The 15,514-nt window shown below is 29.5% G+C and carries 7 protein-coding genes; 1 reads left to right on the top strand and 6 read right to left on the bottom strand.

The window, feature by feature from the left end; translation table 11 throughout:
- Nucleotides 1-466: 466 nt before the first annotated feature.
- On the bottom strand, nt 467-1,762 hold the full coding sequence (locus EJJ37_RS16290) for a glycoside hydrolase family 10-like protein (RefSeq protein WP_133016544.1): 1,296 nt from the start codon (nt 1,760-1,762) through the stop codon (nt 467-469).
- Nucleotides 1,763-1,868: 106 nt separating this feature from the next.
- Nucleotides 1,869-3,200: an FAD-dependent oxidoreductase gene (locus EJJ37_RS16285; RefSeq protein ID WP_133016543.1), complete on the bottom strand. Its 1,332-nt coding sequence runs from the start codon at nt 3,198-3,200 to the stop codon at nt 1,869-1,871.
- A gap of 375 nt (nt 3,201-3,575) precedes the next feature.
- Here EJJ37_RS16285 and EJJ37_RS16280 point away from each other — a divergent pair, with 375 nt between their 5' ends.
- Complete coding sequence (locus EJJ37_RS16280) at nt 3,576-3,764, top strand: hypothetical protein (RefSeq protein WP_133016542.1); 189 nt, start codon at nt 3,576-3,578, stop codon at nt 3,762-3,764.
- A 169-nt stretch (nt 3,765-3,933) separates the two neighbouring features.
- Here EJJ37_RS16280 and EJJ37_RS16275 read toward each other — a convergent pair whose 3' ends face one another.
- From EJJ37_RS16275 to yajC, 4 genes are all read right to left on the bottom strand, one after another.
- Nucleotides 3,934-8,598, bottom strand: a complete 4,665-nt coding sequence (locus EJJ37_RS16275; RefSeq protein WP_133016541.1) for a S8 family serine peptidase — start codon at nt 8,596-8,598, stop codon at nt 3,934-3,936.
- 257 nt (nt 8,599-8,855) lie between these two features.
- Nucleotides 8,856-14,501, bottom strand: coding sequence for an alpha-amylase family glycosyl hydrolase (locus tag EJJ37_RS16270; RefSeq protein ID WP_133016540.1), 5,646 nt, complete (start codon nt 14,499-14,501; stop codon nt 8,856-8,858).
- A 276-nt stretch (nt 14,502-14,777) separates the two neighbouring features.
- Entirely contained in the window at nt 14,778-15,155 is a 378-nt protein-coding gene (locus tag EJJ37_RS16265) for a TIGR04086 family membrane protein (protein WP_133016539.1), read from the bottom strand.
- Between the two features lie 54 nt (nt 15,156-15,209).
- Nucleotides 15,210-15,485, bottom strand: a complete 276-nt coding sequence (yajC, locus tag EJJ37_RS16260; protein ID WP_133016538.1) for a preprotein translocase subunit YajC — start codon at nt 15,483-15,485, stop codon at nt 15,210-15,212.
- Nucleotides 15,486-15,514 lie beyond the last annotated feature (29 nt).

Raw genomic sequence — 15,514 nt, 5'->3', positions numbered from 1 at the left:
ATATAAATATTCTAAAATAATAACTGTTCTTATGCATTCTCTAATATTTTGTTATTTATATAATTTAATATAAATTTATATAAGTTATAATGTCATTTTTCATTCCTCTTTAAATTAATTGTAACCCAAAAACATATTATATATTGGAATTCTTTTGAAAATATTGACTATGTTTAACCGAAATGAATAAAAATTTCTTAAAATCCCTTCTTTTCATTTCCCCTTTTATAAATACCTATTAATCCTCATAGAAATCTGTTATATTAAATTGTTGGTAACAACAATTTAATATAACAGATTTCTATATATAAAAACTAAATATTTAAATACATAAAAAAGCAATGGTCCATTACTTCACCATTGCTCTTAGAAATAATACTTTATTTTTATATTTATTATAGATTTTATATTAATACTTTTACTATATATTTAAAATCTACTTTTATCTTAATATGTTTACTCTTATTTACCTAGTATATAATTCCTTTAACTTATCTGTAAATCCAAGTCTATTTTCTTCTAAAGTCTTTAATCTAAAGAAACAGTTACCTTTTACATTACTATTTGCTCTAGAATATCGTATTTGGTTTATCACTTCATTTCCATTAAGCCATGCCTCACCATAACTTGAATCATTTATCTTATAAGCTGCATGCCCAATATATAGCTCTACATTAGTATTCTCTACTTGTTTTGCCCACCAATCAACTAGTGTTGCAAATGGAGCTGAATTATAATCAAATTGCCAATATATTTGAGGAATAATATAGTCAATCCATCCTTCTTGAATCCACTTTCTAGAATCCACATAAACATCATCATAACTACTTAACCCACTTGTATCACTTCCACCTACAGATTCTCCATTTCTCCATATTCCAAATGGGCTAACTCCAAATTTCACTTCAGCATTAGTGTTCTTTATTTTACTATATAATTCACTTATAAAACAATCAATATTGTTTCTTCTCCATTCATCTTTTGAACTAAAACCTTCACCATACTTTTCATATGTATCCTCATCAGGAAACTCCACTCCTCCTGAAGGATATGGATAAAAATAATCATCTAGAACAACACCATCAATATTATAATTTTTTACAACCTCTATTATTGTATCAATAACATATTCTCTAACCTCTGGTATTCCTGCATCAAGATAATGATAATTATTATATTTTACTATCCAATCAGGATTATTTTTTAATGGTGATTCTTCTGGTAATTCATCTATATAATTATCTATATTAAATTTTTCTGAATTACTATCTATTCTAAATGGATTAAACCATGCTTGAAGTTCCAGTCCTCTTTTATGAGCTTCATCAATAGCAAACTCTAAAGGATCATATCCTGGATTTTCCCCTAAAGTTCCTGTTAAATACTTAGACCATGGAGCATAACTAGATTCATATAAAGCATCTCCCATTGGTCTAACTTGAAAAAATATTGTATTCATATTTTGTTCTTCTATAAAATCAAATTTTTCTTTTAATAATTCTTTTTGAACTTTAACATCATAATTCCCAACTTCTGGCCAATCTAAATTACTTACTGTAGATACCCAAACCCCTCTCATTTCTCCATCTTCTATAAACTTACTAGCTATATTTTCCTCACCTTCACTTCCTTTAACATCTATATTTTGATTCTTAGCTTGTGAATCATTATTAATTTTACTTATCTTCATTTTTAGCACTATACCAGTAACTATACATATTGCTATAACTATTGCTATAGACTTCATATATTTATTTTTCATTTGTCACCTCCCTTTACAATATTACTATTAATATTTTATTAATATAACAAAAATCATAAAAACTTAACAAAAAAAGGTAATCTATTTTTAGATTACCTTTTAAATCTTATAAAGCTTTTAATGCAACTGCATTTAAAATGCTCCATGGTTTATTAAAGTGTGGTTGGAAGAAGAAGTCTGTCATTGCAAGCTCTTCTAAAGTCATTTCATTTTGAATAACTACTGATAAAGTATTCATAAATTGAGTTAAATCCATATCAGAAATTATTTGTCCTCCAATTACTCTTCTTGTATCTTTATCAAAAACTAACTTAATAGTAGCAGGTAAGTAAGTAGGCATAAATTCTGGTCTATAGTTATCAGTTAATGATACTGAACCAACATTCATTTTAGTTGTAGCTTTTGCTACATCTTCAGTTAATCCTGTTGAAGCTATACATTTTTCGTAAATCTTAATTCCTGAAGTACCTTGAGTACCCATATATTTAAGAGTTGGCTCAACAATGTTTCTAGCTACTAAAGTACCCATTCTTACAGCATTTGTTGCAAGAGGAATATATCTTGTATCATGAGCTGGATTATATTTAACTACACAACAATCTCCCGCTGCAAATACATCTTCTTTGCTAGTTCTCATATATTCATCAATTATAATTGCTCCATTTGGAAGGGTATCTAATTTACCTTTAACAAGCTTAGTGCTTGGTGCAAATCCAATACATAGTATAACTAAATCACCTTCATAGCTTCCTTTTTCAGTAACAACTTTAGTTACTTTTCCATTTTCACCTTCAAATTTAGCTACTTTTTCTCCTAAAACTAGGTTTACACCTCTATCAGCAAATTCTTTTTCAGCTATGTCTGTGAATTCTTTATCAAGATATTTAGCCATAATTCTTTCTTCTGCATCTATTAATGTAACTTTTTTACCTTGCATTTCAAAAGCTTCTACAAGTTCAACACCAATGTATCCTGCACCAATTACAACTACATTTTTAGCTTCTTTAGATTTTTCAATTATTTCAATTGCGTGATCATGATTCTTACATAATAAAATGTTTTCTAAATCTCCACCTTCAAATTTAGGAACAATTGGCCATGATCCTAATGTTAGAACTAATTTGTCATAATTATCTTCAAACTCTTCATTTGTTAAAAGATTTTTAACTTTTAAAGTTTTATTCTCAAAATCTATATCTAAAACTTCATGCTTCATATTTGTTATTACGCCCATTTTAGCAAGGTTTTCTGGTGAATTATAGAAAAGATTTTTAGTTTCTTTAATTACTCCTCCAACATTTAAAGCTATTCCACATGATAAGAATGATAAGTTATCATTTTTTTCATATACTGTAATTTCACTTTCTGGATGAAGTTCCTTTAAATTAACTACTGCAGCTGTTCCTGCATGTGTACATCCAACTACTACTATTTTCATAATAAATTCCTCCTAAAAGAATATAGATATTTTATTAATAGTTATTTTCGATTAATAATTATTTTCCTTGATTAAATCATACTACTTTGCTCTGAAATAGTAAAGAGTTTTTTAAAATTTTTTGTATATTTTTTAACAAAAACTTTTTTATAAACTACTTTTATATAGATACTATCCAAGTTATTTTTTGTGTTTTCACAATTTATATTCTTTAGAATAATTATCTCATTAATATATTTACTAATATTTCATCATATTTTTATCATTTTATATCGTTTTCATTAATTTTAAACAAGTTTTTTATAAAAAATGGTTATTTTTATTTATTTCTTTCATAGTATATTATTAGAATTTTATTTATGGAGGTATTAAAATATGGGTAAAAGTGCATGGGAGTATACTCTCGAAATAATTTCACTTGCTACAGATATAGACAATTTAAATAGCAAATTAAATAATACTGATAACATTTCAGAAAGGGAACGTCTTTCATCTAGAATTGATGCTTTAGAAAGTAGATTATTTGAGGTTAAAGATATGTTGAAGAGGGTAAATATAATTTAAATGCATACACTAAATATTTTACTAATTAATATATTCATTAATTTACACATTAAAAAGGTATGATTCCTCTAAAAGAAATCATACCTTTTTATACCTTATAAATCCAAACTCTAAATCTTAACTTTTAATCTAGTTTAACTTCTGTTTATTCCATACCAAATATTATAGCCTAGTTATTTTTCTTTCTTTTAAATCCAATTACACTTCCACCAACTACTAATATAAATGCTGCTACTATAACATAAATACTATTAGTTCCACCTGTCTTAGGAATAGTAGTTATTACACTATTACTTCCATTACCTTTATTTCCATTTCCTTTATCATCATTTACAGTTCCAGTTCCTATACCTGAACCTGTTCCTTCTCCTGGATTTGGTTTTGGCGTTGGATTTTCAGTTGAACTACTTGGAAACTTAATAGAAAATTCTAATTCTAATTCAGTAATATTTCCAGCCTTATCTTTAGCAACTACCTTTAATATATAATCACCTTCAGATTTTATTTCTTCTCCGTTATAAACTTCATCATTTAATGTCATTGTTAATTCTGTATCTTCACTAACTGTTATAACTGGTTTTACTTCAGTATCATACTTCATTCCATCTATAACACCATCAACAGTTATTTCAGGTGCAGTTTTATCAATTTCAAAATTATACACTACCTCAGTCTTATTACCAGCATTATCTACAGCTTTTATAATTAACTCATATTTACCTTCATCAACAATTGCTGCTTTATCATACTCTTCACCATTTAAAGTAATTGAAACTGTTTCACCATCTTCTACTGTTATATTAGGTATTACATCAATGTTATATATCTTACCATCTTCTATTCCATTAACAGTTATAATAGGAGCAGTTTTATCAATAGTAAAGTTTATAACTAAAGTACTTTCTACACCATTAGCACCTACAGCAGTAATTACTAATTCATAAACCCCTTCTTCTGATATTTCATCAAAATTATAATCTTTACCATTTAAAGTTGCTGTTAATGTAGCTTCTTCTGGATTAACTGATACTTTTGGAGTTACACTCTCATTATAAATCTTATTATTTTCAATACCTTCAATATTTATAGTAGGAATAGTTTTATCTACATTTACTTTTATTTGTTTAACTGTTTCATGACCAACTAAATCTACCGCTTTTAATGTAATTATATCTCCATCTACAACTGGAACTTCATACTCAAACTCTCTATAATTACTTTCTTCATTACTTCCACTTAATTCAACATTCATTTTCTTTTCACCATTTAAGTATAAAGAATATCCCTCTGATTTATCACTTACAGAACCTTTTACTATTACTGTATCTTCATCTGTAATCAAAATTCCCTCTTCATTAACAATAGGTGAGAAAATATTTAAATTTGGTGCTGAAATATCACAATATACTTTATGACCATAATTTACTATTACATTACCATCAATATCTGTAGCATAAAGCTTAATAGTATTTTCACCCTCTTCTAAAGTTACTACCTTAGTAAATTCTCCATTAGCCTTTGTATCTGGTTCTTCTCCATTAATTAATATCTTATCAACTGGTCCAGAATAAACACCTTCAACAAGTAATTCATTAGTATCTAAATAAGCTGCATCTGGGAAATTAACTAACTTAACAATAGCTTCAGACTCTCCAACAGCAATTTCAAATACATCATCCCCCATATTATAGGCATTATCTAGTGTTAATACTTCTATACTATTAACACAATTATCAACCAATGTTAAATCAATACTTAAATTATCTCCATCAACAGTTGCAGTTGAAATTATTTCATCACTTAATACTTCACCATTTACTGCAATAAGTAATTGATTTAAATTACCATTTTCTAATTCCCCATCAAAATTTAATTCTAACTTATAATCACTTGTTTCTGATTTGGTATTAGATAATAAATTAGATTTTATAGCTGTTAAATCTATCTTAACTGGCATGATAAACTCTTGATAAGAAGTATTATCTCCATCTACCTTTGCTTTATAATTCAAATAATATTGTCCTTCTTCTACTACTTCATCATTGCCACTTTTCTTGTTATATATTTTACCATCCCAAGATATATTATTATATACTGATGCTGATGATCCACCTGTACTACTAAATACTTTTTTTCTAAAATCTACTCCGCCAGAAACATTTTCTGCTATTACTTCTCCATTTTCATCTAGTAAATCAACTGCAACTTCTTTTGCATTTCTCAGGAAATATAATACAGGTAAGAATTCATCCCCTAATCCATCTTCATTTGGTGATATTGCAATTTTATCTGGGTCTATAATAATATTACCAACTTCATCTCTACCAGCATAACCAGCATAATTATAATCACCTAATACTTCTGTTGCTGCAAAACTTGGTGATATTGTTATTGATTCTTCATCCCATACAGCTCCGTCTATTATAGTATCTGCACTCCAATCACCATAGTAACCCATATAAGGAACTACTAATGAAGGTGTATCTTCATTTTCTGAAATAAACTTAATAAATCCTTCTACAAAGTTATTTGATACTGTTCCTTCTTCAACATTCAATGTTACATTTAAATCTACTGTTCCATTAGCAGGTACAGTAATCTTATTATTATCAAATGATATACTAGCTCCATCTAAAACTGTGTCAAAAGCCATATATCCAGATATAACATCTCCACCTATCATAGTTGGAGTAAATGCTGTTAATACATCACCTAAAGATTCTACTGTATACCTTTCTTCTTTATCACTATAATTAGTTAAAGTTAACTTAAATGTTGTTGTATTCCCTATTTCCTTTAAAGATACAGTAGCTTGTCCATTTTCATCAGTAACTAATACCCTATTCTTTATGGCTTCTTTAGCTTGAATCATTCCTGCACCTTGTCTTCTAGGGGAATATGGAATATTCTCTTCACCCAATGCATTAGTTTCAGTCAATGTTTCTGCAGTATTTATAATTGTTTTCTTAACAAATTCAACTAATTCTCTTCCTTCAAGGTTTATTCCATTTTCTTTTAAACCTTGAATAATTAATGCTGTTGCTCCAGCAACATGTGGAGATGACATTGATGTACCACTCATAGAACCATAACTATTATTATTTAAAGTTGAATAAATATTTCCACCAGGAGCTGTAATTTGTGGTGCAAACTCTAAATTTGGAGCTGGTCCCCATGAAGTAAAGCTAGACATTGTTGCTGACTCTGGATTTGCTAAATTTACAACTTTATTATTAAATGAAATTGTAGCCTCACTTAATGGTCCATTTTTCAAAATATCAGCATCTTCTTTAGTAATGAATACTACTGGTATCTTAATACTTGAATCAGTAGCCATATTGATATAAGCTGAGTTATCTACATTATTATAAATAACTACAGCCGTTGCACCTGCTGCTTGTGCATTTATTTGCTTTTCTACAAAAGTTATATCTCCTCTACTTATTAAAGCAACTTTTCCCTTTAAGTCTTTTCCTTCAAAATCTTCTGGATTACCAAACCCACAATCTATTAATTCTAATTTAGTGTCTGAATTAAAAAATTCTGTTGGGCTAATATCACATTGAGTATATCCCATTAATTTTGTTTCATTTCCAATAGTAGCTTGTAACGCTGGTAAAGTTATTACTGAGTTTTCACTACTAGCAACTTGAAGTGCATCAGTAGCAAGTCCTGGTGAACCAACAACAGCTATATCACTTACACCATTTATAATATATGGATCTGTTGATGTAGCAGAATTACCTGCAGAAACTACACATATTACACCATCATCAGTAGCATTTTTTATAGCAACTTGCTCTGGATCTTCTGGATCTCTATATCCAGCTGTAGATCCTAAAGACATATTTATTATGTCAGCATCTAATTCAACTGATGCTTCTAACGCAGCAATTATATCATCTGAATATGCTCCTTCTATTTCAGGATTATTAGTAAAAACTTTCATTGCAAGAACTTGAGCTTCTGGAGCCACTCCTTTAACTCCTTCATTATTGTTAACCTCTTCTTCAGACGCATTTGCAGCAACTATTCCAGCAACATGCATTCCATGCATACTACCATTAACATCTACAATTTCATCATTTTCATCAGCAAAATTATATCCATAAGGAACTTTATCTGTATAAAATTTACCTGGTCCTATATTAGTATTATCTTCATTTAACTTCGCTTTTGATGTATCTGTTAGTTTCATATCTTTATGACTTGGGTCAATTCCTGTATCAATTATAGATACAACTAATCCTTCTCCATTATATCCATAATCATTCCATACATTTATAGCTTCAGTAAACTCTTTAGCTGAATTTATATCTGGATAGTAAACATTAACCTCTTTAACCTCTGCGACTCCATCAACATCTTTAATTTTTTCTATATCTTTTCTTTTTACTTCTATAGAAAATCCATTAATAAGATTTCCAAAAGTATGCCTTACTTCTTCTCCTGTTTCATTCATTACTTCTTCTTGTATTGGTTTTTGTGCTTCTTTCACCTTTTCAATTAGTTGCTCCGATGGTTGTACACCATCTTCTAATTGCATAGTTGCTGGTATATCATTAAGTTCAACTATTACTCTTACTTTTTCTTCAGGGTTACTTAACTCTTCTAATGTTGAGTTTTCATTATCCTTTTGTAACCCATCTACATTAGAAAATTTGTCCCCATTTGAAATTTCACTTCCTAAATTTTCTAACAAAGATTTTTTTAAATTCTTACCTCCACTTAAAGTGTAGGCTTTTACTTCTTTTCCTCCATTTGATGTTAATAATGTTATAGCCATAATTGCAGTCATAACAATTGACATCACTTTCAAGTTTCTTTTTTTCATTTAATATCCCCCTTTTTAATCTTACAATATACTTACATATATTACATTTATTGTATAACTATTATTCATTTTCATCAAGCTTTTATTTATTTTCTTAATATTTTTACATTTATTTATATAAAATCCTTATTCTCTAAACGTTTTCTTAAAAATTTGTCAATTCTATTTAATCTTCTCATTCTAAAATTAAATAATAAAAAAATGCCAATAAGAACTTAATCTTATTGACATTAAATTGCTAAATATAAATTAATAAATTAGCTTACTTTTTTCTTTCTGAATGTAAAATACACTCCTCCAGCAACTAATACTAATGCAATAATTATATAATAAATGGTATTAGTTCCTCCTGTTTGAGGTATAACTCCTGGTTTATTATTACTATTATCGTTATTATTAGTAGTATTATTGTTGCTACTATTATCATTATTATTTCCATCTTCAGGTTCTGTACCAGTTCCAGGTTTATTAGAATCATCATCTTCACCTGGCTCTTCTACTTCTCCATCCTTTGCTACAGTTACTTTTATTTCTTTTAATACTTCTTTTCCATTATCATCAACAACTTTATATACTACTTTATATTCTCCTTCTTTAGAAGTATCTACAGTACTTTCTACAACTTCTACTTTTTCAGTAATATCATTACCTGAAGCATCAACTGCTGTTACACCATCTAATGGATTAAATACATCGCCTAACTTAATAGTCTTATCCTCTGCATTAATTACTGGACCTGGAATTTCTTCTCCTTCTCCTAATCTAGTAATTTCTAAATTTAAATCCTTAGTTGCAAATCCAATAGCTTCTTCATTATTGTTAAAGATATCAGGATTATTTTTATTTTCTTCTGTTGGTTCAATATGAATTGCTATATCATTTTTACCAACATTTAATTTTACTTCATGTGCAAAATTACCATTTTCATCAACAACAACAGGCTCTCCATTTATTGTTAAGTTAGGATCTAACATTGAGTTACCTCTAACAGTAATTGTTTCATTTTTTGTATAGCTTCCTGTTGATGGATCTAAAACTACTACAGGCATATCCTTCCATCTTACAACTTCATTTTCAACTAACATTTTTCCATCGCCTTGATTTACAACAACAACTTTTTCATTTCCACCTTCACCAGTTGTACATCCATACTTACTTTGATTTGCAGCTTTAGGATTAGAATAGTTCATTAAAGCCTCTTGATCCCAACTACCACCTTTAACATACTTATACTCAATAGTTTCACCTTCTAAAACAGATATAGTATAAGTCCAGTCAGTTGTTACTGCTCCATTTCTACTCATTTCCCAAGCACCTACATCCCATCCATTCATTGCACCTGGCATAGTTATAGTTGCATCTAGTGGTGTATATGAAGGTGCTTTAAGCTTGAATGTTACTTCAACCATTACTAAATCTGGAGTTACTGAAACATCATTTGATTTAACAGCATTTCCTCCATTTGTATAAGCAATTACTTCATATTTGTATTCTGTTTTATTTTTTACATCTGTATCTTTATAAGAAACAATAGAACCATCTTGAATTCTTGCAATTACAACTCCATCTCTTACAATTTCATATAAAGCAATATTATTTTCTCCCAAAACAGTCCAATTTAAATTTACTTCTCCTGATTGTTCTTCTGGAGTTTCAAGTTTAATTGCTTCTGCTGGTACTCCATCGTTAACTACTGCTAACTCAAAAGTCTTTGTTTCTGTTGATTTTATTGAATCTACATAATTAAATCCATAAGTTCCTTTTGTAGTAAATTCATATTTATATTCATATTTTCCTGCTTTATTTGCTATAAATGAAGCAGCAAATAAGTCATTATTTCCAGCTTCTCCAGCATAACTTCCATTTACTACAGTAAAGTCTTTATCTCCTGGATATTTAACTAGTAATCTTCCAACTAAACCTGTTGAAACACCTTCTTCATTAGATATATTTTCAATATATACTTCAGCATTAACATTTATAGCTGTTGATATATCAACAGTTTCTGCATCTACATCACTAAGATTTCCAAGCCATGTAATTTCTGAATGAGGAGTTAATTCATCACTCCAAGTTAAAAGTGATTCATTTCCATCTTTATCTATTACACTTACTGCAAAGTATAATCTATTACCATTTGTTAATCCATCAACTGTAAGTTCAGTATTTTCTACTGTCTTAACCTCTGTTTGTAAACTTCCTTTGAAGCTTGAAGAGTAAACTTTATATTCCTTTGCTCCCTTTACAGAATCCCATTTTAAAGTTACTTCTCCATTTCCTTCTGTACCTGTAACCTTACTAACTGCATCTGGTAGCTTTATAACGTTAGTACTTGTCATCATTCTTCCAGTCATTGCAGGAATAGTAATTTCTACTTTTCCCTCCTTAACTGTTACATTATAAGAAGAATCTAATCCATCAACAAAATTCGTACCATTTCCAGTAAATTCTTTTAAATCAACAGTTACTTTTGCATCAGTATTTGTAGGATTAATTGCTACTATTGCATGATCATCTTCATAGCTTCTTCCATAAACATATACACCCTCAGAACCAGTATATAAAGTTGTTAAATCTCCATGAGAGAATAAATCCTTATTCTCTTGTCTAATTGTTCCTATAGCTTCATAAAAACTAATTAATGAAGTATCTTCATTGCCCCATGGATAACTTCTTCTACAATCTGGGTCCTTAGATCCTGTACCCCCTGCTTCATCACCATAATAAATAGTAGGTGCTCCAGCATATCCAAATTCAAATAAAGCTGCAAGCTTTAATCTTTGCTTTCCTAAATCTTCATCGTAATTTCCAAATTCAGCTCTTTCAGAAGAATCGCTTCCTCCACCTAATATATATATAGCTCTTGCAACATCATGAGAACCCATTAAATTCATCAATGCATAGAAAGCCTCTTCTGGATAATCTTCATAAACAGCCATTAAAGTATCATTTAATCTTGTTGCATTACCATTCTTTAGATAATCAATTAATGCAGCTCTTATTCTATAGTTCATTACTGAATCATATTGATCTCCAACAAAGTATTTTGAAGCATCATCCCAAATTTCACCTAAAATAAGTGTATCTTCATTATGAGCTTTCATTTCTTCTCTAAAGTCATTCCAGAATACAGTATCAACTTCATTGGCAACATCTAGTCTCCAACCATCTGCTCCCCAGTCAATCCATTGTTTAGCTACTGAGTCTTCATCTTTATAAATATAATCAACTAATTCTTTATTGTTCCATTCACTAGCTTTATCAACAAATTCATCATTTTCACTTGCTAATCCTAATGAAATAGCTTCATCTTTAGTTAATGATTTAAATTCTGGTAATGAATCATATCCCCACCAGCCTTGATAATCATATCTTTCATTAGTTGTTCCAACATCAACTTTAGTATTCTTGATATTAAACCATAAATGCCACTTTTCTTCACTGAATGTTTGTCCTGATTTAACAAAGTAATCATCAGCTTTAGTCATAGCTGCTTCTTCTGATATTCCTTCGTTATTCATTGTATCATATACATATTCCCAATATTCATAAGCACCAACAGTATCATATTTACCATATCTATCAAAGTAAATTGAATCATCACCCACATGATTAAATACACCATCAACAATTAGATGCATTCCTCTATTATTAAGCTCTGCAGTAAATTCTTTAAAATCTTCTTCTGTTCCAAACATTGGATCTAATGATTTATAATCAGTAGCATCATACTTATGATTTGAAGATGCCATAGATATAGGATTTAAATATAAAGTATTTACTCCTAAACTTTGTAAGTAATCTAGTTTTTCTTGAATACCTTTTATATCTCCACCGAAGAAATCATTTGACCATATTCCATCTCCAGAATAGGCACCATCAATATCATCCATATTATTTTCGCCTAATCTAGGATTATCAGGAAGTGAATCCCATGAATCTGGCACTTCAATTGGTTCTTCACCTCTTGCATTTGTTTTTGCATCATCATTAGAAGTATCTCCATTGTTAAATCTATCTGGGAATATTTGATATACAACAGCTTCTTTCATCCAATCAGGAGTTGTATAGTCTTTATCGTAAACTGTTAATTGGAAAAATAGTCCGTTTTTATCTCCAACAGTTCCTGTTTTTCCTTCATTAGCATCTTCACCATAGTATTTTACTGTATCTCCATCACCAGCAATAAATTTATATCCATAAACACCAATTTCATCTGGAGTAAATGTTGCTTCCCATATATCAACTTCTTCTTCATCTACAGTTATAGTTGACACCTTTTCCATATTGTAAAGGTCTGATCTATTAGTACTTGTATTTCTAACTAATACTCTAGCATATTGTAAATCACCTTTTTGAGCATGCATTCTAACAGTTACATCAGTTCCTTCTGCAACTGCGCCAAATGGATATTTATACAGGCTATCCCAAGTATTATGATAAAGCATATCACCATTTACTTGTCCATCTAAATCAGTTATTTCTTTTGATACTAAAGCTGAATGATAACCAAATGCTTCCTTGCCTTGTGATAAATATATATCTAATGTTCCATCACTAGATACATGTCTTAAATCAATAAATCTATTGCTATCTACATCTTTCTCAACCCATTCATTATCGCCTTCAGTTCTTTTAACAATAAACCCTAATTTAGTATCATTAACTAAATTTTCATAAGTTCTAGTTGCTACTTTACCATAGCTATCTTCTGAAGTAAATTCTAATTTTTCTCCCTCTACTCCATCTAACCATGTCCATAAATTCCAGTTATCATAGTCTTTTTGACTTCTTTTATAATGAATATTTACAGTGATATTTTCATATTCCTTTATAAAAGCTCTTTGTTCAACACTCTTTGGATTTTCATTTTCACCATAAGTTACAACAATTTCATTATTGTCATTAGTCAACTCTGAAATTTCATATTTTAAATCTCCAGTAGCTTTATTATCCCAACCTTGTCCTTCTTTAACTATAATACCTAGTTCACCTTCTGTTACATTAGCTGGTAATTCTAATAAAGTATATGCACCTTCTTTATCTACATAATCAAACTCAACAAACTTTCCATTTTCACCAGGGTACCATGTCCAAAATCCCCAGTTATCGTATTTAGTTTCGCCTTCTTTCATAAATCTTACTTTTACTACTTTTTTATCCTGCTCATTAGGTACATCAGCATCTGAATCCTCTCCTACTGTAAGTAATGCATTAGAAGCAAAATTACCATCCTCTGAATGTTTAGGATTTAAAGGATCCCCTTGCCAATCTCCCAACTCTTGATCTTTTGTATCTTGTGACCATGTTACTATTCCATATTCATAATTACCTGGTTCTATATCCATAGTTACAGACCAAATATTAGAGCTACTTTCATTAGTCATCTCATGTAAAACTCCCCAGTTTTCATCAAAAGAACCCTTAACAGCTACTCTAGTTTCTGTTCCATTACCTAAGTAATATAATGTAACACTCCCATTGCTAACTTGTGGATTAACCACTACGGCTGGATTACCATCTTTTTTATATGAGTTTAACGGATCACCTTGCCAATCTCCCCATTCTTGATCTTTTGTATCTGGTGACCATGTTACTATTCCATATTGACTTATTCCTGATATTCCTTCAACATCAAGTGTCCAAATATCATTCTCCCCTTTTGTCATATCAATTGTATTCCAACTACTAAATTCTCCCTTTACTTTTACAGCCTCTTCTGTACCATCTCCTTGATAATTAAATGTAACTGTTCCGTCACTATTAATTACAGGACTTTTTAATATGGTTTCTGCTAAGGCATCAGTAAAACCATTAGGAAACGGTACCAAACTTAAGCAAAAAAAGACCAAAGTCATAATTGATATTTGCCATTTGTACTTTAAAGCTCCACTTTTCTTCATAAAAATCTCCTCCCTATTTTTAAATTTAAAAATAGTTTAATATGATATACGAATTATAGAAATCGTTACCATCAAAGTTGTAATTATTCTATTTTTAAATTTACCTTACATTAATATTGTAAATCATCTCTTAATTTTTTTCTATATTTTTTATATATTTGTAATTTATTACAAATATATCCTTTACATATTTACTTTTCTTTATATTTTAGATATAATGATATATTAAAGATATATAGGGAGTCATATTAATTTAATTATAACTCCCTATAACTTTTAGTCTCTTCCTAGATTAATACCTAACATACCTGAAAGAATACCTACCAATACACAAAGTGAAAATTTCATTAAATCATATAAACCTAAAGTAGCTTCAGCTCCGAATAAAACTCCTATGGCATATAATGCTATGTAAAATAATACACCAACTGAAAGACCTACTAACCACCCCTTATGCCCATATAGTTTAGCTGCTAATATTGTTCCAAATATTAAACTTATACTTGTTATTCCTACATTAATAGCACTGTCTATACCTGGACTAATTTCCACAAAACTCATAACTAATGAAAAAATAGCAGTTAATATAGTCACTATTGCAACAGCTCCAACAACTCCCTTTAGGACATTTCCAAAATAATCTTTCCACTCCATAAAAACACCCCCTTTTAGTTCATTCTATGAACTAAAAGGGGGTAATATTCTTTATTATGCAACGTCTTTATTTAATTTTTGAGCTATAGAATTTTTTGTTACTCTAAATCTTACTCTATCTGGACCTGATTGGATAACCATTTGATCTTCATCAATTGTTATGATTTTTCCAATTATTCCACCTCTAGTTAAAACTTCATCATTTACTTTTAATTCTGATAACATTGTATTGTACTTCTTAGTTCTTTTCTTTTCTGGAAGTATTAATAAGAAATACATAATTGCGAACATTGCAACTAAAGGTAATAGCGTAGCTAATAATTGTGCCATTAGAATCCCTTCCCTTCACATTTATATTA

Source organism: Clostridium cuniculi, assembly GCF_004353185.1.
Classification (GTDB): domain Bacteria; phylum Bacillota; class Clostridia; order Clostridiales; family Clostridiaceae; genus Clostridium; species Clostridium cuniculi.
Note: the sequence above shows the minus strand (reverse complement) of the source record. Positions and strands in the feature narration are given on the sequence as shown.